The sequence below is a fragment of the Asticcacaulis biprosthecium C19 genome (assembly GCF_000204015.1).
In the GTDB taxonomy this organism is placed as follows: Bacteria; Pseudomonadota; Alphaproteobacteria; order Caulobacterales; family Caulobacteraceae; genus Asticcacaulis; species Asticcacaulis biprosthecius.
The window spans coordinates 214,329-234,239 of record NZ_GL883079.1 but is presented as its reverse complement, the minus strand read 5'-3'; the positions used below and the strand labels follow the sequence as shown (position 1 = coordinate 234,239).

Sequence of the window (19,911 nt, the reverse complement as noted above, 5' to 3'; positions counted from 1 at the left end):
TCATGTAGTTGGCCCGGTTAGGTAATTAGGCAGGTAATTTTATGATGGCTTCTTCCGCCCTCCTCACCCTCCAGTCCGCCCAGAGCGAGGCCAGCGCCGCGGGCCAGGCCCAGTTGGGTAGTCGCGCCCGCTCTGCTCAGGCGGACCAGAACACCAAGCTGGCCGCCGATTTCGAGTCGATGGTGCTGTCGAACCTGCTCAAGCCGATGTTCGAAGGCCTCACGACCGATGGCCCCTTCGGCGGCGGCGAAGGCGAAGCGGCCATGCGCTCCTTCCAAATCGATGCCATGGCGCAAAACATCACCCGCCGCGGCGGCATCGGCATCTCCGACATGATGCAAAAGCAATTGATCAAACTTCAGGAAGGCTCGATCTGATGGCCCTGTCCGCCCAAAACGGTTCCGACCGTGCCCGCCAGTTGCTGGCGCTTACCCTTCGTCTGGGTGACCGTCTCGCCCACGAGATCGAGGTCCTGGAAGCCCACCGTCCGCAAGACCTCCACGACCGGATCGAGGAAACCCGCCAGTTGTCCAATCTGTATCGGCTGGAAACCGCCCGAATCAAGGCCGATCCGTCCCTGCTGGGCGGGATGACGCCCATTGACAAGAGCGCTCTGCGCGACGCCACGGTTGTTTTCCAGGAGCGGCTGCACCGCTACGAACACGCCGTCAACGCCGCCAAAACGGTGACGGAGGGGATCATCTCCGCCGTCGCAGAAGACCTCAACAAGATCCGAAACCAGGCAACCACCTACGGCGCCCGAGGGCGCACAACGGATGCCGGGCCGCAGTCTCTGAACTTCGGAAGGCTAGCGTAACGGCGTTAACCCACAGGTTTAACGCCATCTTCATCCCACTATCCGATATTTGAAAAAAATATTCGGGTAGTGTTGATGAGAAACTGGGCTTTCTGGCGCGATACGCGCGGTAATGCGGCCATGATCTACGGCCTTTCGGCGACGCTGGTGATTGCAGCAGGCGGCGGAGCTCTGGATCTGTTCAACGCGTCCAACCTGCGACATGACATGCAGAACGCCCTGGATGCCGCCGTTCTGACGGGCGTGCGCGCATCAAGTCAGATGGGCACATCCGCCAGTAACGCCTTCAAACAGAACGTCGCCGACGACATGGACGGCGCGTCGCAGTCCTACAGCAGCGCCGTGTCGTCGTCCTCGGCCTCGTCGTCATCCTATGTCACCACTACCCTGACCGGCACGGCGAGCCTGGAGAGCCCGACCTATTTCATGAAGCTGCTGGGCTTGAACGATCTGACGGTCAGCGTCAAATCGGTCGCCCAGGGGACCACCACGATCGCGCCGGCGGGAAAGCCTTGTATCTATGTGCTGGACCCAAGCGGCAGCCAGGCCCTTCTGGTCAACAGCGGCGCCAATGTGCAAGCCTTGTCCTGCGAGATTCACGTCAAGTCGACCGGCAATCCCGCCGCCATCTTCAATTCCGGCAGCAGCCTGAACTTCAAAAAGCTGTGCGTCCAGGGCACCAATATCATCAAAAATTCGGTGACCGTGCCGAACCTGGTCACCGGTTGCGCGGCTTCGGGCGATCCCTATGCCGGCACCCTGCCGACACCGGCATCATCGACCTGCACCTATTCGAATCAGAACTACAGCGCCGCGACGCAGAACCTGACACCGGGCGTCTATTGCGGCTGGTTCAACTTCAACAATTCATCGGCGACGGTCAATTTCGCGCCGGGCGTCTATGTCATCAAGAACGGCGGATGGAACGTCAACGGCGGCACCTGGAAGGGCACCGGCGTCACCTTCTACTATGCCGACACCTCCAAGATCCAGTTCAACAGCGGCATCTCAGCCGACCTCAGCGCGCCCTCCAGTGGCACCTATGCCAACCTCCTGATGTACGAGGCTTCCGGCCTGTCCAAGACCCAGTTCGTGCTGAATGACTCCGTGGCCAACAAGCTGACGGGCCTGATCTGGCTGCCATCGCGCGAGCTTACCCTGAACGCCAAGTCCGGCATTCAGTCCGATGCCCTGACCCTGGTGGTGTGGCGGTTGATCCTGAACAATACGACGTGGAACCTTGGCCCTATGGCCGGCAGTTCCTCAGGGGCCAGCGGCACCATGAAGAGCGTTCGGCTGGTGAAGTAGGCTTTAGTTCCCGTTCTTCGGGTCGATATTGTCCCCGTTCATCACCCGGGCATCTTTCTCGCTGGAATAGGCACCTTTCTTGGGCAGATCGTCGTCGCGCCCTCCACTGCCGGGCGTTGGCGCGGAATTTACACGCTTCCAGTAATCGGTACTCCCCGGTGTCGTCTTGTAGCGCAGATTGGCGTCACGCTGATTGGCAGCATTCTGGAAATCCCGGTCGGGCTTTGGGCCCATGCGGCCCTGCACCGCCAGGTCGCTCATATCGCAGCTTTCCGGAATCGGCTTTCCGGCCTGCTGAATCGCAACGCAACTGTTATGGTTCTGGATCGCCTGGCTGACACCTGAGCGCCCACCGCTCAGTCCCTGCAAGGAACCCGGCGGCAGACCGGCCCCTGGCATGCCGCCCCCGCCACCACCTGCGCTCCCCGCCGGTTTGCGCGCCGCCGGTGTCAGTCCCGACGCCTGGGCGTTCGGTGCAACCCTGTCCGGCTGGTGCAGATTCAGGTTCGACACATCGCGCGTGGTCGAGTCGCTACGCGCCGTTTCCTGGGTGCGTGCTGAGACCTGATCGTCTTCATTGCGCTTCTTGACCCCCAGGTTCCGCGCCGGTACCGGCGACGCAGTTGGCGCCGGCGACGTATTGAGGCTGACATCGCGCTGCGTCTGGTTTTGCGCCGTGGGCTGCTGCTTGCGGGCCAAGTCGGGCATGTCCATGGGCTTGACGGTCAGGCTGCGCCGCGGCGACTCAACAGGACTGGGCTGGGGTTGCGGCACTGGTTGGGCCTGGGGCTGAGGTTCCGGCTCGACCTGAGGCGGAGTCACGGTTTCGACCTCTTCCTGGACGGTTTCCTCAGGGATCGGTTCGGGAACGGGCTCGGGGATATCTTCCGGCGGCGGTGGAACCTCCCATAACTCAACGGGATAAACCTCTTCCTCGAACGGTTTCAGACGCATGTTCTCGGTCTTGCTGACCACCAGAACCCAGAAAAACACCGCGTGAAGACCGAGCACGATGAAGGTCGAGCCGATCCAGCGCGAACGGGGGTTGGTGCGGGACGTGATCCAGACACCGACCACTTCCAGTCGGTCGCTGATCTCGTCCCTGATCTGCTCTATGGTGACGCGCATATACGGCTCTGCCCTCGTCCCGCGACCCTGACGACGAATATTGGCCTTACTTTGTTCGTTTTGTCACGCCATGTCTTTTTGCGCCCTGCTGCCAAAACCTGTCATTACGGCGTGCGCAGGTGTGCAGTGCGGCGCAAACCCGTGAATGTTGCCAAAATGTTCTTGATTTCGACTGGCAAATCGCGGTTAGGCTCCTATATAGTGCCTTTTGTGGAATTTTCGGGATAGCAGGCGTATGGCGCACCAGTTCGATCAGGGCTTCATCAAGGTTCGCGGGGCGCGGGAACATAACCTCAAGGGTGTCGACGTCGATATTCCGCGCGGCAAGCTGGTGGTCCTGACCGGCCTGTCCGGTTCTGGCAAGTCGTCGCTCGCCTTCGATACCATCTACGCCGAAGGCCAGCGCCGCTACGTTGAATCGCTGTCGGCCTATGCCCGTCAGTTTCTGGAATTGATGTCCAAGCCCGACGTCGACCTCATTGAAGGCCTGTCGCCGGCCATCTCCATCGAACAGAAAACGACTTCTAAGAATCCGCGTTCGACGGTGGGCACCGTCACCGAGATTCACGACTATATGCGCCTGATGTGGGCGCGCGTCGGCATCCCTTATTCGCCGGCGACCGGCCTGCCGATCGAAAGCCAGACCATATCCCAGATGGTCGACAAGGTTATTGCCCTGCCCGAAGGCACGCGGCTGCTGCTGCTGGCGCCCTATGTCCGCGGTCGCAAAGGGGAATACAAAAAAGAGATCGCCGAACTGCAGAAACAGGGCTTCCAGCGTTTGAAGATCGACGGGCAGTATTATGCCATCGAGGATGCGCCTAAACTCGAGAAAACCTTCAAGCACGACATTGACGTTGTCGTCGATCGTGTTGTTGTTAAAGGCGGTTTGATGGCCCGTCTCGCCGACTCTCTGGAGACGGCGCTGCGTCTGGCCGACGGCCTGGCGGTGGCCGAATTCGCCGATGTCGCTGAGGGCGAGACCGAGCCGAAGCGCATCATCTTTTCGGAAAAGTTCGCCTGCCCGGTCTCTGGCTTCACCATCGAAGAGGTCGAGCCGCGGCTGTTTTCGTTCAACAATCCGTTCGGCGCTTGCCCGGCCTGCGATGGCCTGGGCGTCAAGCTGAAGTTCGACCGCGACCTGATCGTCGCCGACCAGAAGGCAACCTGAAGGACGGTGCCATCGCGCCTTGGTCCAAGGGCCCTTCGCCACTGTATGCCCAGACCCTCGAAAGCCTGGGAATCCACTATGGATTCTCTGTGGACAAGACGTGGAAGGACCTGCCGGAAAAGGTGCAAGAGGTGATCCTGATGGGTTCGGGTACGGAGAAGATCAAGTTCACCTACCAGGACGGAACGCGACGCTACGACGTTACCAAGCCATTCGAAGGCGTCATCCCCAATATGGACCGGCGCTGGCGCGAGACCGACAGTTCCTGGGTACGCGAGGACCTGGCGCGCTATCAGTCCGAGACGCCGTGCGACGCCTGTAACGGCGCCCGCCTCAAGCCAGAGGCCCTGGCCGTCAAGATTGACGCAAAGAATATCTCGGAGATTTCGCGCCTGTCGATCAAGCAGGCCCACCAATGGTTCACTGAGGTCGAAGATAAGCTGAGCGAAAAACAACTCGATATCGCCCGAAGAATTCTGAAGGAAATCAAGGACCGGCTGCGCTTTCTTAACGATGTGGGTCTGGACTACCTCAACATGTCGCGCAACTCCGGCACCCTGTCGGGCGGTGAGTCCCAGCGCATCCGCCTGGCGTCGCAGATCGGTTCCGGCCTGACCGGCGTGCTGTACGTGCTGGACGAACCGTCGATCGGCCTGCATCAGCGCGACAACGACCGCCTGCTGATCAGCCTGAAGGGCTTGCGCGACCTGGGCAACAGCGTGCTGGTGGTCGAACATGACGAAGACGCCATTCTACAGGCCGACTATGTCATCGACATGGGGCCGGCTGCCGGCGTCCATGGGGGCGAGATCATTGCCCAGGGCGCGCCGGAAGCGATCAAAAGCAATCCCAGGTCCATCACCGGTCAATACTTGACGGGGAAACGCGAGATCCCTCTGTTCTATTCCAAGGACACCGACCAGGAACGCCGACCGATCAACAAAGAAAAAGATGCTGAAGGTCATCGGCGCCCGCGGCAACAATCTGAAGAATGTCACGGGCGAGATCCCGGTCGGGGTCATGACCTGCATCACCGGCGTCTCCGGCGGCGGCAAATCAACCTTTACCCTGGAGACCCTGTACAAGGCGGCGGCGCGACGGCTGAACAACGCATCCGCTCACCCGGCCGCCCACGACAAGATCGAAGGCCTGGAGCATTTCGACAAGATCGTCGAGATCGACCAGTCGCCGATCGGCCGTACGCCGCGGTCAAACCCTGCCACCTATACCGGCGCCTTCGGTCCGATTCGCGATTGGTACGCCGGCCTGCCTGAATCCAAAGCGCGCGGATACGGCCCGGGGCGCTTCAGTTTCAACGTGAAGGGCGGCCGCTGCGAGGCCTGCCAGGGCGACGGCTTGATCAAGATTGAGATGCACTTCCTGCCCGACGTCTACGTCACCTGCGACGTCTGTAAGGGCAAGCGCTACAATCGCGAAACCCTCGACATCGTCTTCAAGGGCTATTCCATCGCCCATGTGCTGGACATGACGGTCGAAGAAGGCGCCGACGTCTTCAAGGCGGTACCGACCATCCGCGACAAGCTTGAGACCTTAAAGCGCGTGGGACTGGGCTATATCAAGATTGGGCAGCAGGCGACCACCCTCTCCGGCGGTGAGGCCCAGCGGGTCAAGTTGTCCAAGGAACTGTCGAAACGCGCCACCGGAAAAACCCTGTATATCCTGGACGAACCGACGACGGGCCTGCACTTCGAAGATACGCGCAAGCTGCTGGAAGTCCTGCATGAACTGACCGATCACGGCAATACGACCGTGGTGATCGAGCACAATCTCGACGTCATCAAGACGGCCGACTGGCTGCTCGACTTTGGCCCGGAAGGCGGAGATGGCGGCGGCGAAATCGTGGCGACCGGTACGCCTGAACAGGTGGCTGAGAATCCGAAGTCGTGGACCGGAAAGTACCTGAAGGGCATGCTGGCTAAACACAAAAAGCGGCATCTGGAGCCGGCGCAATAGCCTTTTACCTTACGCCGCTTAATCTCTGTTAACCATCTCTTGGCAGGATGGGGGCATGAGACTCACCGCCCTCGCCTGTTCCGCCCTTGTCCTGCTGTCGGCCTGCGCCAAGAAAGAGGCGCACGGCGATGCCGCCCTTGGCGACTCACATGGCGACCCACACGCCGCACCGCAGGGTGACGCCCATGGGGCCAAGACCGAAGCCGTCGCCCACTGGACTTACGAAGGCAAGGAAGGCCCGGAACATTGGGCCGCCATGGGAGGCGACAACGCCGCCTGCGGCGCCGGTCACCGCCAGTCGCCGATCGACATTGCCGGCAAGACCCCCCAGAAGGCCGCGAAGATTCAGTTCGCCTACCATTCCTCGACGGCGACCATCCAGAACAACGGCCACACCGTCGTGGTCGCGCCGGCGGACGCCGGCGGCGTTATCCTCGATAGCACCGTCTACACGCTGAAACAGTTCCACTTCCACTCGCCCAGCGAACACGCCATCAACGGTCAGCGCACCGCCCTGGAAACCCATTTCGTCCACCAAAATGAACATGGTGACCTTCTGGTCATCGGCGTTATGTCGGACATTGGCAATGCCGACCCCATGCTGGCCTCGCTATGGACCTATCTGCCGACCGATCCAGGTCAACCCTTGCCGCTTAATGACATTCTGATCAATGCCCAGGACCTGATGCCGGGCACCGAAGACTTCTACGTCTATGCCGGGTCCCTGACGACTCCGCCGTGCAGCGAGGGCGTGACGTGGATGGTGTTTTCATCACCCTTGAGCGTCAGCGCCGAACAGGCCGATGCCTTCAGCCGTCTGGTCGGGCCCAATTCACGCCCCTTGCAGGCACGCAACGAGCGCGATTTCCTGCATATATCAGGCGGGGCCTGACGGCTTCAGAGCGCGGTAGGCCGCGGCCGGAGCGCCATAGACAATGGCCGCGAGCAGAGGCGCCACAATAGCCCCCGACAAGACAGTGATCGCCGCATTGGCGGGCGTAAAATAGGCCTGCAGGCTGGAGGGATCTGGCATGCCCGGCGTTCCAAACGTCAGGACGACGATCGCTTCAATTACCTTGCCGCATAGGTACCAGACGACAAAGGCCAGTGCTGCGGCCATGAGATAGCCCAGGATCAGCCGCCAAACCTCAGCGCGGGTCAGGGCAAAACTGCTGAAAAGGTCGATGGTCTTGCGGTCGAAGCTTTGCGGACCGTTTAGCGACAGGCGGATGCGCAACGACAGGATGACGCCGAAGGCGGCGAACATGCCGGTTGCAGCGCCTGCCGTCCCCCCTATCGAGCCGATCGCCGCTCCTGCAAGCAGGAGAAACAGCGACATGAACAGCATGAAGCTGTGGACGATCAACATGCGCAGTTCATCAAGGCCGAGCCGGAGATAGCCCAGCCGATCATCACCGGGCATCAGGGCGGCCCGCGCAGCGGCCGTTGCCAGCACCGCGCCCAGGACCAGTTCCATCGCGGCATAGGCGGCCATGGCGGGCAGTATCTTGCTCGCCAGCTCCACCGTGGCCGGATCTTCCGCCGTCGTTCGATCAGCCATCAAGGGCATCAACTGAGCCAGGACGGGGCCGGCCAGGTGGATGACCACGGCCAGCATCAGGCCGTTACCGACCAAGGCAACGGCGCCCCAGATTAAAATGAGGCGTGGACGTTCCCGAATGATGCGGAAACCTTCAAAGGCAAAGTCAAACGGAAGAGCCATGCCTCATCGCTTAGCCGCTGCCGGGGGCCAGCGCAAGCCGCCAACGGATCAGAATATCTTTTCGACTGTATTGGGGTGACGGTCGCTCAGGGCGCGATAGGCCGCAGCCGGGGCTCCGACCAGGATGGCCGTCATGATTGGCCAGGCGACCAGACTGAAGACAGCAATATAGCCCGCCAGCATTGGTCCAACGACCCAGAGAATGGCGGTAAGGTCCGGCGTCGCCGAATTGCCTATGCTCTGCCAGGCGCCCATATTGGCGAACATCACGATGGCCATCACAAACCACACCACGGTCATGACGATGGTTTCAACGACCACGGCCAGGATACCGGCCAGCAGGTAGCCACCGAATAGGGTCCAGGCCTTGCCCTTGGTCAGCTTCCACGAACCGAACAGGTTGATGCGCTTCTCATCGAAGCTCTGGACCGAAAACAACGACAACCGCACCATCAGCCAGATCATCACGCCAAGCCCCAGCAGGATGGTGAGCCCCACGCCCAAACCGGCCAGATCCTCGTCGATCTGACTAAACGCAAAGGTCAGGATGCCACCGACAATCGCGCAGACGAGATAGAAGCCGACGAACATCAAACTGAAAATGATATGGACCAAGATCAGACGGAACTCATCGCCCCCCAGGCGAAGATAGCCAAAACCAGGCTTTTCATCGGTCAGCGCGGCGCGGAATACGGCGCACGAGACGACGGCCCCAGCCAGGATCATAACGATGAACAGGACGATATAAGGCAGGATCAACCCGGCTATGAGGCTGGCAATCACCGCCGGGTCGGGAGCGCTCCCCGAACTATTGAACAACTGGATCAGGGCAGGCAGGGCCAAGGGAACGAAACTGCCGAAGCCTATAAGGTTGGCAAGGAGAAAAACGACGCCCCACGCTGCGACCGCCCAAGGGCGTTTGCGCAGAATCCGGAATCCTTCAAACGCGAACTCAATATCGAGCTTCATGACATAGCCCCCAGCTTCGGTGTTAGAATACGCTTTCGGCCTTCGCCTTGGTCGTGCCGGCCAGTTGCTTGTACGCGCCGGCTGGGCCGCCGGTCATCAGGGCGACAGCCAGCGGAGATACCAGCAGGTTCATCACCACCAGATAGCTGAGCATCAGCGGATCGGTAAAGGCTTCCCACGATGTCAGGCCGCCGTCGAAGATGGGCGACAAGGCGGAAAAGTTTCCGCCCGAAAGCGCTACGACGACGATGGCGTAAATCGTGACGCACAGACCGCAAACCAGCAGCACCATGATGGACATGATCAGATATCCGCCGAACAGGGTCCAACTATTGCCCTTGGTCAGTTCCCAAGATCCGAATGGATTGAACTTCTTTTCCGCAAACGACTGAACCCCAGCCAGCGAGAAGCGGATCATGATCCAGATCACGCCACCATAGGCCAGAACCACCCCGACGACCACGCCAATGAAGGCCAGCGGCAGCGCGATCAGCCCCAGAACAACGCTGAGGATGCCGCCAACGACAACCCCTGCCAGGAGGCTGGCGAGGAAAGCCGCCAGAAACATCAGAGCCAGAACAATGTAGAGACCAATCTGGAGGAGTTCGGCGGTCCCGAGGCGGAGGAAACCAAATGAAGAGGCCGAGGGCTGCAGAACACTGCGATAAACCGCGCAGGCGATCACGGCTTGAACCAACAGCCCAAGCGGCATGGCTACGGCGTAAATCTGCCCTATCGGACCGAAAACAGCCATGGCCTGGGCCGGGTCCGAAGACGGGTTTGCCGACATGGCTTCCAACTCCGCCAGGGCCGGCCCTGCGAACTGGATGAGGGCGGCTGTCGACGCGAAGCTGAAGATCAGCAGTACGACGCCCCAAACCGGGATCAGCCACGGCCGTTCGCGGATGATGCGGAAGCCTTCGAAGGCGAAATCAATATTGAGCTTGCTCATGGCCGTCCCCCGGAATTTGGCGAATTTACGGCTATTCTGCCCTTAACCGTTCAATTTGCCTATAGGCCGAGGCAAAGAATCCGGTCAGCAGCGGCAAAAGCACGCCAACCTGCAGCAAAAGCAGGCCGCCATACAGCACCAGGCTCATCCTTTGGTTCAACCAGGGATACGGCAGGGCTTGCGCCAGGCGGATCTCCGGGGCGAATTGGTGGACGACACCGGCGCATAACAAAGCGAACGGCAGACTTAAAACAACAATGCCGAAAAAGAGCTTACCTGCCTGACCTGAGGTCAGGCCTAGCGCATTCAGCGTGACAAGTTTGCGCTGGGCAATATTGGCCGCGTGCAGCAGAGAGAATTTCACAAGGACGAACAGCAACAGAAGTTGGGCGATGGCCGCCCCGGCCAGCCCCCAGGGACCGGCGTGAAGCGGGTCGACGTCGTTCATCCTGAAGCCGACCATCAGCACGATCGCTATCGCCGCGGCGATAAAGGCGACAAACAGCAGCACCAGCAGGCTGGCCACGATCAGGCGCACCTCTGGCAGCCCGAACTGCAGCCCCAGCGGCCCCAGGCCTTCCTTGCGCGCCTCTTTGCCGAACAGCGCCGTCCGGTAAAGCGCGCCCAGGCTTATCACTTTAAATATCGCAACAAGCGCCACAAGAGCCAGGCACAGCCACGCCGACGGATGCTGCAAGACAAGCAAAGGGCCGCCGACCGCCGTCGCCCACAACAACAACAAGGCGAGACCTGCGCCGCCCCACACCGCCGGCAGCCCGGCAATGGCCGCCGACAACGCCTTCGTCACGGAAAATGACGCGCTTCTACGCATAATATATAACCACCCTGGAACCAGCCTTAAGGCATAACAGCCGACCGTGACTTGAGACTCAAATCCATTCGCTTGAAAAGCTTATTTCGTTAACGGGATCAAATTTCTCCGCGCCCTTGCCCCCGTGTCACACCCTGCTATAGACCGCAGCCATGACAGTTTCTTCCGAACCTATTCACATTGTCGGCGGCGGCCTCGCCGGCTCCGAAGCCGCCTGGCAGATCGTCCAGCGCGGTGTCCCTGTCGTCCTGCACGAAATGCGAGGGATTAAACCAACGAATGCGCACCATACCAGCGACTTCGCCGAACTGGTCTGTTCCAACTCCTTCCGCTCAGACGACTGGCAATTTAATGCCGTCGGTCTACTGCACGAAGAGATGCGCCGCGGCGGTTCGCTGATCCTGGCCTGCGCCGACAAACACCAGGTCCCGGCCGGCGGCGCCCTGGCCGTCGACCGCGACGGCTTCAGCGCGGCCGTCACCGAGATCCTGTCAAATCATCCATTGATCACCGTCGTCCGCGAGGAAGTCACCACCCTGGCCGACAAGCCCTGGGACAATGTCATCGTCGCTACCGGCCCCCTCACCTCCGAATCCTTGTCGCAATTCGTGCTCGATGTGTCCGGCGAGGGCCAACTCAGCTTCTTCGACGCCATTGCCCCGATCATCCACTACGACTCGATCGACATGTCCAAGGCGTGGAAACAGTCGCGCTACGACAAGGAAGGTCCGGGCGGTGACGCGGCGGCCTATATCAACTGCCCGATGGACAAGGACCAGTACGAGGCTTTTATCGATGCACTGCTGGCCGGTCCCAAGGCCGAATTCAAGGACTGGGAGCACGTCCCCTATTTCGACGGCTGCCTGCCGATTGAGGTCATGGCCGAACGCGGTCGCGAAACCCTGCGCTACGGTCCGATGAAACCGGTCGGCCTGACCAACCCGCACAACCCGACCGTCAAGGCCCACGCCATTATCCAGCTTCGCCAGGACAATGCCCTTGGCACGCTGTACAATATGGTAGGCTTTCAGACCAAGCTGAAGCATGGCGCCCAGGCCGACGTTTTCCGCATGATTCCGGGGCTGGAAAACGCCCAGTTCGCCCGCCTCGGCGGTCTGCACCGCAACACCTTCATTCAGTCACCGAAACTCCTGGATCGCCAACTTCGGTTGAAAGCGCTTTTCCCTGATAAATCCGTGCGTTTCGCCGGACAGCTCACTGGCGTTGAAGGCTATGTCGAGAGCGCCGCGATCGGCCTTCTGGCCGGCCGGTTCGCCGCCGCCCAAGCACTGGGGACCAGCCTCCCGGCGCCGCCGGAGTCTACGGCCCTGGGCGCGCTGATCAACCACATAACCATCGGTCACCTGGAGGGTGGCAGCTTCCAGCCGATGAACATCAACTATGGACTCCTGCCGCCTCTGGATCCGCCCAAGGTCGACGAACACGGCAAGAAAATCCCCCTGAAGGAACGTGGCCGGGCGAAAAAACGCCTGATGTCACTCAGGGCCTTGAACGATGTTCAGGAGTGGCTAAATCTTGCCTGAATCTGCCGCTATGTAGCCCCCTGTGTCTTCTTACCGTTTCAGGTTTTCCGTGCGTTCCCTGCCTCTTCTTGCCGCTGCGTCCCTGGCCCTTACGGCCTGCGCCACCACCACGACCACCCAGACGACGGTCTACGTCCCGGTGGCGCCCGTTGTCACGCCCAGTTCGCTGACGCCCCAGCCGGTCATCTTGTTCAACAAGACCAAGAACGGCCGAAAGCTGTTCACCCTGAACGAAGAATTTCCCTACTGCGATCCGGGTACCGGCAAGGTGATCGTGGTGCCTCGATGGTATGTCACGGACTTCGCCTCGGTGCCATGGTTCGGCCAGGGCGTCATCGACCCGCAAGGGCCGACGGCCCGCGCTGCGATCATCCATGACTACCTCTACGCCATCGGCGAGACAGGCAAACGCGAGGAGGCCGACGACATCTTCTATCGCGCCATGATCAATTTCGGCGTGACGGAATGGACGGCCCGAACGGCCTATACTGCGGTCCGTACCGGTGGCGAGAAGGGCTATGGCCTGAAGGACGACTGGTCGTTCATAAACCCGACCCAGCCTGACAAGGCCCAGCCGGCGCCGTTCGCCAAACCGAAGACGGGCGCCGTGCGTGTCATGTCGAAGTGCATTGGCTTCAAGGAATTGATACAGACGGGCTGGCGCGCCTATCCGATCGTCACCCCGGTGCTCAATGTGCCGGCGTCTGTCACAGTGACCGAAAAGACCGGCCCGACCGACTGGGTCCAGGACAAGCTACCCTGGCCGAAGAAGAAAAAAGACGAGAAAAAGTAGGCTCAGACCCGTCCGGTCAGATAGGTCCACAACAGGCTGAGGCGCAATCGCAGGGGCCCATACCCACGACGATGGCCCAAGCCGGCGACGGCAGGTAGGGCCAGCGGCGCCATAGCGGTCGACAGTCCGCGAACATCGACACGCATGTCGGCCAGAAGATGCGCCAGTTCGGTATCGCCGAACTCCCCGGCGGTCAGTCTGCCGCTTCGCTGTAACTGGAAAAAACCGAACATGCGCGCGCATTGCAAGCCGCTGGAGGGTTCAGCCTCGGCGTCCAGGATCATCCGGGCCAGTTGATACACGGCCTCTTCTCCGCAGACGACATCCATGGCCTGGCGCAAGGTCAACGCGCCCTTGTCCAGCAGAGGCATCTGAGCTTCGATCAGGGCGAGAAAGGTCTCGACCGGCAGGCCGTACAGCGGGATCAACCGTTGAAACAGCTCCGTCAACGGATGATAGTGCGGAGTGCGGCCCTGCCCGATCGCTTCAAACGCTTCATACCACCAGCGCAGCCTGATCTCCCCCATCAAGGCCTCGGTTACCCGTTCCGGAATCTCGCGCACGGTTTCCAGCAAGGCGAATAAGGCCAAGACCCCGGCGCGGCGTTCCACGTCGGGGATGAAGGCACAGGCCAGACGGATGTCCTCCGATTTCGGTTCGAGCTCGGACGACACCACGAACTAGCCGAACAGAGTCTGGTACATGGTCATGGTGACCAGCATGGGCAGCGACAACAGAGTGTTGATACGCGAGAACATCATCGCCTTCTTGGCAGCAGCGGCCTTTTGCTCGGCCGTGCCATCCTTGATGCCCAGCGCGATCTTCTGGGCCGGCCAGATAAAGCCCCAGACATTGAACATCATGATCAGGCCCAGCCACATACCGGAGCCAATAAAGATAAAACCTGTGTCCGAGGCGCTGAGCCCACCCGCGAAGCCTAGACTCAAGGCTTCGACCGCATAGCCACGGTGCGCCGCCAGCGCAAGGCCGATGATGACGGTCAGCAGTGCCGCCCATCGGAACCAGAACAGGGCTTCCGGTGCGATATATTTGGTGATGCCGGGCTTCAGTTCAGCCGGCACGTTCGGCATGACACGGATTTGCACAAAGTTGAAATAATACAGCAAACCGATCCACAGCACGCCGCAGACCACATGGGCCCAGCGCAACACAGCGACCGCCAGGCTCACCCGGTCGGAGTCATAGCCAAAGGCGACGATAAACAGCACCGCCAGCAATAGGCTGACGACGATGACATTACGAAAATTAGCCAAAAAACCAGCCATGGCGCACCCCTGTCCGCATTAAAAAGACTCGCACCTTATGCGAAACGGGCGCCGGAGGCAAAACTCTGCCCTGGCGCCCTTTTTGACTTACGGCAGTTCGTCGGCCGGGATCTTCTTGCGGCCCTTGAAGCCGCCCATATCCACCACTTCGGCGTCCCCCTGATTGCGGTTGACACCCCACAACAGGATAACTGGCGCGGCAACATAAACCGAGGAATAGGTACCGATAAAGATACCAAATATCATGGCGACGGAGAAGCTGAGCAGGGTCTCGCCGCCCAGGACCGCCAGGCCGGTCAAGGCCATGATGGCCGTCACACCGGTGATGATGGTCCGCGACAAAGTCTCATTGATCGACAGGTCGATCAAATCACCCAACGGCATCTTTTTGTATTTACGAAGATTTTCCCGCAGCCGGTCGAACACGACGACGGTATCGTTCATCGAATAACCGATGATGGTCAGGATGGCCGCCACAGCGCGCAGGTCGAATTCCAGCTTGAACAGGGCGAACAGACCGAACGTCAGGGTGACGTCGTGGAACAGGGCGACAACGGCCCCCAAACCAAACTGCCACTCGAAACGGAACCAGATGTAGATCATCATCAGGCCGATGGCCATGAACAGGGCCAGGATACCGCCGGTCAGCAATTCACCCGACACCTTGGCGCCTACCACTTCCGTGTTGGAGAAGGCGGCGGTCGGGAAATCCTTTTTCAGCGCGATCTTGACCTGCTCGACCTTGCCGACCGGGTCATTCCCCGGTGTTTCGAACTTCATCTGAGCCGCCGTACCATCGTCGACCCCCTGAACCTGAACGCCCTTCAGACCCTGACTGTTCATCGTCTCGCGCAGCTTGGCGAGGTCGATGACCTGGGGCGCCGTCGTGATATCCAGCGCCGAACCGCCCTTAAAGTCGACACCGCATGCCAGGCCGCCGCATGGCGGAGTTGCCGGGTAGATGGCCAGGAACAGCGAAGCCAGGACGGCCAGGATCGACACGCCGCCCGCCAGCTTGGCGAACTTGACGAAGGTGAAGTTGGTTTTTTGCGGTAGGACCTTGATCAGCGGCCACTTCGTCGGCTTGACATTGTCGGCGATCGGCATGGTCTTGGGGCGCGAAACGCGGAACCACACGCCCAGCAGAATCTGGGTCACCAGAACGGCCGAGAAGACCGAGGTTATGACACCGAGGGTCAGGGTGACAGCGAAGCCCTTCACCGGGCCGGCGCCCAGGAAATACATGATGGCGGCCGCCGCCAGGGTGGTAACGTTGGCGTCGATAATGGTTTCCATGGCGCGCGAGAAGCCCGCGTCCAGGGCGCTGATGACATTTCGACCGGCGCGCACTTCGTCACGCATACGCTCATAGATCAGAACGTTGGCGTCAACCGCCATGGCCAGGGTCAGGATAAGACCGGCAATGCCGGGCAGTGTCAGCGTGGCCTGCATCATCGACATGCCGCCGATCAAGAGGACGAGGTTGACGATCAGGGCAACTACGGCGACCCCGCCGAACAGGAAGCCATAGGAGAAGAACATGAAGACGATGACACAGATGACGGCCACCAGGGTCGCAATAGCGCCCTTCTGAACCGCATCGGCGCCCAATTCAGCGGTCACGGTACGCTGTTGCTCAAACTTGAGCGGCGCCGGCAAGGCGCCACCATTGAGCAGTTTCACCGTCTCGGACGCCTCTACCTGGTCGACGCCGGTAATCTGGCCCTTGCCACCGGAAATCGCCCCGATAATCCGCGGGGCGGAAATGATCTTGCCATCCAGAACAATGGCAAAGCGCCTGCCGATATTGTTCCGCGTGATGTCGCCGAAAGCACGTGCCCCTTCGCTGTCGAAGGCAAAACCGATGGCAGGCTGGCCGTTCTCATCCGTTTCGGTTTTGGCGTCGACCAGATTTTTACCGGAAACGATGGCCAGTTTGCGGATCGCCAAAGGCTGGCCGCCATTGCCTTCCTCAGGCAGCGCCATGGTCCCCGGCGGCAGTTGGCCGGCCAGGGTGGCCTCGGGCGAAACGCTGTCGTCAACCATATGGAAGGTCAGTTGCGCGGTCGTGCCGATGATGCGCTTCAATTCGTCCGGATCGCTTTCCCCCGGGGCTTCAACGACGATGCGGTTCACGCCTTGACGGGCGATCGACGGCTCTTTGGTTCCCAGTTCATCGATACGGCGGCGAACGATTTCGATAGAGGTGTCGACCGCGCGCACCGACGTCGCCCGTATCCCATCTTCTGTCAACGTGACAACCAGGGTCTGATCCGGCCCACGGTTCACCGTCATGTCCATGGCGCTGGGATTGTTCGGCAGTGCCATCGGGAACCGGCTCAGCGACTTATAGGCGTCGTCAACCTGCGAGACGTCGGGAATGCGGACACGCACACTGTTGCCATCGACGATTGGCGTCGGCGTCGCGATCTTCTTTTCGGTCAGATCGGCGCGGATCTGTTCGACCAGATTGTTGAGCCGTTCACGCTGCAAGGCGGCGGTATCGACCTCCACCAGGAGGTAAGACCCACCCTGAAGGTCGAGGCCCAGATTGAGCCCCTTGGCGGGCACAAAGCCTGGCAGGCTGTCCTTCACGCTGGACGGCAAGAAATTGGGCAAGGAGAACAGGATGCCCAGAAGGGTGGCGATAAGAACCAGCCCCACCTTCCAGCGTGATAAGCTCATCATGATTTGGCGCTCGGTACTTTAAAAGGCGAAAGAAGGGCTCAGGCGGCCTTGGTGTCGTTGGCAGGCGCCGGTTCGCCCTTGGCGCGCACTTCGGTGATCATGGCCTTGACGACCCGGACATTGACGCCACTGGCGACTTCCATGGAGATTTCAGCGTCCTCAACGCGGGTGACCTTGCCGATCAGGCCCGACGACAGTACGACCGTGTCATTGCGCTTGATGGCTGAGATCATCGCCTTGTGCTGCTTGGCGCGTTGCTGCTGCGGACGGATCATGAAGAAGTACATGATGGCGATAAAACCGATCAGCATCGGCAGCATGGACAGCAGGCCGTCGGTTCCGGATGGCGCGGCAGCGCCGGCAGCTTGAGCAAAGGCGGGGGTGGCGAACACGGTCGTCTCCTGGAGTATCGTTACGGCCGCGACACTAGGCGGCTCAAAGGTTCGCCATACATAGGCAGAACCATAAAAAGGTCAATGGCATATTTGCCACAGCCGGCCGCATCGAACCCCTCCCCGTTAACCTCTTACGATGACGGCAGAACCAGCTTCGGATCGATCGGCCGGGCGATATCGGTCGACGGCGTATAACGCACTTCGAAATGCAGTTGCGGCTGGTCGATCGTGCCGCTCTGGCCAACGGTGCCGATGACCTGCCCTTTGGTGACCTTCTGGTTGTTGGTCACCTTCATGGCCGACAGGTGTGAATAGCCGGTGTACCAGCCATTGGGGTGCTTGATATAGATGGTGTTACCCAGTTCGCGGACCTGATCCCCCTGGTAGACCACGACGCCATCCGCGGCCGCCACCACATCTGTGCCGCCGCTCGAGGCAATATTGATTCCGTCATTGCGCACATTGGGCGCCAACTGACCGAACGGCACGAGAATCTTGCCCTTGACCGGCCAGGCAAAAACGCCCTTGCCCATCTGGCTCAGTTGGGCATTGGTCGGAAAGCCAGCCACGGCCGGCGGTGGCGTCGCAACCAGCGGCTTCGCGGCGGGCTTCGCTTCCGGTTTCGCCACCGGCGGCGTCACGGCCGGTTTGACAGCCGCGACCGTGGTCGTGGCCGCTGTGACAACGGGTTTAACGGCGGCAACCGCTGCCGCAGCCGGAGCGGCGACGGTCGGTTTGGCCGCAACCGTTGTCGTGGTCTTTTCGGACGCCTTGGGCAAGGGCGGCGGCGGCAGGCTGGACGTCGACTTTGCCTCAACCGGCTTCGCGGCCGGCGCGCTAACCACCGGCGCCGGGGCCGTGCTGGCCAAAGCTGAGCTCAGCCGGACCAGGGTGGCGCCATTGGCGCGTGCTTCCGCCCCTTATCGACGGCGCCCTCCGGTAGAAGGACCTTCTGGCCAATCCGCAGGGTGGCATTGGGCTCGAAGCCGTTGATGTCATAGAGCGTCTTGACCGGAACGCCGAAACGGCGCGACACGCCATACAGCGTATCCTGCGCCACCAGAGTATAGGTGTAGGCGGCGCGCAAATTTTTCACCGGCGCGACCGGCGCCGAGGATGATGCCGAGGCGGTGTCCGGCGGCGGCGGCGGTGGCGGTACGACGGCCGGCAATTCGACCGTGGTTGCCGGCGCGAAAAACGGTGGTGGGGCGCTTACAGGTGCGGCAGTCTCCGGCGCGGCGTCCGCCACAGGTGTGGCCGGAGCGGTATCCGCTGGCTTGTCCTGCATATAGACGGGATATTTCGGTTCCGGCATGTCCGTGGTCGTGCAGGCCTGCAGCCCGAGCAGGACCAATCCGGCCGCAGCAGTCACCAGCCCCCTGAAGATCAAGCCTTGATGCATACGTCTTGCGTGCGCTGTCATGATGGGGCTCCGTGAATGCGAAATCGTTAATGAGTAAGGGTTGGTGCGCGTTTACTCTATGCTAAGCTATGGATAACGAATCCCTAATGATGCGCAAAAATCGGGCAAAAGAGGGGATGGCGCAAAGAAATTTACCGTGAGCACATCCAACCAAGCCAGCAGCGGACATTCAGTCATGAAAACGGCCCGGTATAGCCGGGTGCGCACCCGCAAGCTTAATGGAGGCTCTGATGACTGAACTGTTTCGCCAATTCTGGTGGTTGATTTTTCCGGCCATGGCCATGGTCTACGGCCTGGTGCAGATGATCCTGCGCAGCAGCTACGAGAAGAAGAAGCTTGATTTGATGAGGAGCTATCTCGACCGCGGCCAGCCCGTGCCGGATGCCCTGCGCCGCGACAACCATTTCTGAAGGAGGGCGACATGAATTTCGAACAATTGTTCCGCGACTACTGGTGGCTGATCTTTCCGGTTGGCGGCATGCTGATGGGGGTATTCGGCATGATGAGCCACCACCATCACCGCAGTGAGACCCTGCGTATCCTGAAAAGCTATGCCGACCAGGGCAAGGAGCCGCCGCAGTTCCTGCTGGATCAGCTCAAGAACGACGAAGATCGCGCCATGGACCAGGCCTATGGCTATCAAGGTGGCGGCCGCTATCGTCATCGCAACGGCGGGTGGGGCAGTGTGGTGGTCTTCGCCGCCCTAGCCGCCGGCTTCAGCTATATGGGTTACCAGACCGGTAGCGACGCCAGCCACGTCTTCACGGCGCTGGGTATGGCCTTCGGCGTGGCTGCGGCGGCCCTGTTCGTGCTGAAACTGATCGGCGTCCTGTTCGGGCCGCGTTCGCGCCCCGACGACGGCAAGCGTCGCGACCGCGTCGACGATTGACGATTGCGAACCTCAGGGC

At 60.6% G+C, this 19,911-nt stretch carries 19 protein-coding genes and 1 pseudogene; 9 read left to right on the top strand and 11 right to left on the bottom strand.

The features are described from left to right. The first annotated feature begins 44 nt into the window (after nt 1-44). The 3 genes from ABI_RS16255 to ABI_RS16245 all read left to right on the top strand — a co-directional run bounded on the left by ABI_RS16255 (nt 45) and on the right by ABI_RS16245 (nt 2,125). A complete protein-coding gene (locus ABI_RS16255; RefSeq protein ID WP_157138963.1) occupies nt 45-377 on the top strand; it encodes a rod-binding protein in 333 nt (110 codons plus the stop codon). Beyond that, nucleotides 377-817 carry a hypothetical protein gene (locus ABI_RS16250; protein WP_006274135.1) on the top strand — a complete coding sequence of 147 codons (441 nt, stop codon included), beginning with the start codon at nt 377-379 and terminating at the stop codon, nt 815-817. The genes ABI_RS16255 and ABI_RS16250 overlap by 1 nt, the downstream gene beginning before the upstream one ends. A 75-nt stretch (nt 818-892) precedes the next feature. Continuing rightward, on the top strand, nt 893-2,125 hold the full coding sequence (locus ABI_RS16245) for a TadE/TadG family type IV pilus assembly protein (protein WP_040309519.1): 1,233 nt from the start codon (nt 893-895) through the stop codon (nt 2,123-2,125). Nucleotides 2,126-2,128: 3 nt separating this feature from the next. On the opposite strand, the gene ABI_RS16240 is transcribed toward ABI_RS16245, so the two are convergent. Next, nucleotides 2,129-3,253 (bottom strand): hypothetical protein, encoded by a 1,125-nt coding sequence (locus ABI_RS16240; RefSeq protein ID WP_040309518.1) that lies wholly within the window; start codon nt 3,251-3,253, stop codon nt 2,129-2,131. A gap of 235 nt (nt 3,254-3,488) precedes the next feature. Between ABI_RS16240 and uvrA the strand changes: the two are divergent. Together uvrA and ABI_RS16230 are read left to right on the top strand one after the other, a co-directional pair. After that, a pseudogene (uvrA, locus tag ABI_RS16235) lies at nt 3,489-6,398 on the top strand (excinuclease ABC subunit UvrA). 55 nt (nt 6,399-6,453) lie between these two features. Next, entirely contained in the window at nt 6,454-7,290 is an 837-nt protein-coding gene (locus tag ABI_RS16230) for a carbonic anhydrase (RefSeq protein ID WP_006274129.1), read from the top strand. Here ABI_RS16230 and ABI_RS16225 read toward each other — a convergent pair. Genes ABI_RS16225 through ABI_RS16210 form a run of 4 tightly spaced genes read right to left on the bottom strand, consistent with a single transcriptional unit; the run spans nt 7,276 to nt 10,874 of the window. Continuing rightward, nucleotides 7,276-8,121, bottom strand: coding sequence for a hypothetical protein (locus ABI_RS16225; protein WP_006274128.1), 846 nt, complete (start codon nt 8,119-8,121; stop codon nt 7,276-7,278). The genes ABI_RS16230 and ABI_RS16225 overlap by 15 nt on opposite strands. 48 nt (nt 8,122-8,169) lie before the next feature. Further along, on the bottom strand, nt 8,170-9,090 hold the full coding sequence (locus ABI_RS16220; protein ID WP_006274127.1) for a hypothetical protein: 921 nt from the start codon (nt 9,088-9,090) through the stop codon (nt 8,170-8,172). 22 nt (nt 9,091-9,112) lie between these two features. Beyond that, nucleotides 9,113-10,042: a hypothetical protein gene (locus ABI_RS16215; protein ID WP_006274126.1), complete on the bottom strand. Its 930-nt coding sequence runs from the start codon at nt 10,040-10,042 to the stop codon at nt 9,113-9,115. A gap of 31 nt (nt 10,043-10,073) precedes the next feature. Beyond that, the gene (locus ABI_RS16210) at nt 10,074-10,874 is read right to left on the bottom strand and encodes a hypothetical protein (protein WP_157138962.1); all 801 of its coding nucleotides are present in this window, start codon (nt 10,872-10,874) and stop codon (nt 10,074-10,076) included. A gap of 152 nt (nt 10,875-11,026) precedes the next feature. Here ABI_RS16210 and trmFO point away from each other — a divergent pair, with 152 nt between their 5' ends. Then, nucleotides 11,027-12,418, top strand: a complete 1,392-nt coding sequence (gene trmFO / locus ABI_RS16205; protein WP_006274124.1) for a methylenetetrahydrofolate--tRNA-(uracil(54)-C(5))-methyltransferase (FADH(2)-oxidizing) TrmFO — start codon at nt 11,027-11,029, stop codon at nt 12,416-12,418. Nucleotides 12,419-12,467: 49 nt separating this feature from the next. Beyond that, entirely contained in the window at nt 12,468-13,211 is a 744-nt protein-coding gene (locus tag ABI_RS16200; RefSeq protein WP_040309516.1) for a DUF1353 domain-containing protein, read from the top strand. A 2-nt stretch (nt 13,212-13,213) separates the two neighbouring features. Here ABI_RS16200 and ABI_RS16195 read toward each other — a convergent pair whose 3' ends face one another. The 6 genes from ABI_RS16195 to ABI_RS16170 all read right to left on the bottom strand — a co-directional run bounded on the left by ABI_RS16195 (nt 13,214) and on the right by ABI_RS16170 (nt 19,003). Then, complete coding sequence (locus tag ABI_RS16195) at nt 13,214-13,888, bottom strand: squalene/phytoene synthase family protein (RefSeq protein WP_006274122.1); 675 nt, start codon at nt 13,886-13,888, stop codon at nt 13,214-13,216. A 3-nt stretch (nt 13,889-13,891) separates the two neighbouring features. After that, entirely contained in the window at nt 13,892-14,497 is a 606-nt protein-coding gene (locus ABI_RS16190; RefSeq protein ID WP_006274121.1) for a hypothetical protein, read from the bottom strand. A gap of 87 nt (nt 14,498-14,584) precedes the next feature. Further along, nucleotides 14,585-17,185: a protein translocase subunit SecD gene (gene secD, locus ABI_RS16185; RefSeq protein WP_006274120.1), complete on the bottom strand. Its 2,601-nt coding sequence runs from the start codon at nt 17,183-17,185 to the stop codon at nt 14,585-14,587. A gap of 38 nt (nt 17,186-17,223) precedes the next feature. Further along, a complete protein-coding gene (gene yajC, locus ABI_RS16180; RefSeq protein ID WP_006274119.1) occupies nt 17,224-17,577 on the bottom strand; it encodes a preprotein translocase subunit YajC in 354 nt (117 codons plus the stop codon). 134 nt (nt 17,578-17,711) lie between these two features. Next, complete coding sequence (locus ABI_RS23810; protein WP_006274118.1) at nt 17,712-18,449, bottom strand: murein hydrolase activator EnvC family protein; 738 nt, start codon at nt 18,447-18,449, stop codon at nt 17,712-17,714. 8 nt (nt 18,450-18,457) lie between these two features. Then, nucleotides 18,458-19,003 carry a LysM peptidoglycan-binding domain-containing protein gene (locus ABI_RS16170; RefSeq protein ID WP_083811539.1) on the bottom strand — a complete coding sequence of 182 codons (546 nt, stop codon included), beginning with the start codon at nt 19,001-19,003 and terminating at the stop codon, nt 18,458-18,460. 230 nt (nt 19,004-19,233) lie between these two features. Here ABI_RS16170 and ABI_RS16165 point away from each other — a divergent pair, with 230 nt between their 5' ends. Further along, nucleotides 19,234-19,413 carry a hypothetical protein gene (locus tag ABI_RS16165; protein WP_006274116.1) on the top strand — a complete coding sequence of 60 codons (180 nt, stop codon included), beginning with the start codon at nt 19,234-19,236 and terminating at the stop codon, nt 19,411-19,413. A gap of 11 nt (nt 19,414-19,424) precedes the next feature. Next, entirely contained in the window at nt 19,425-19,892 is a 468-nt protein-coding gene (locus ABI_RS23805) for a hypothetical protein (RefSeq protein ID WP_006274115.1), read from the top strand. Nucleotides 19,893-19,911: the final 19 nt, after the last annotated feature.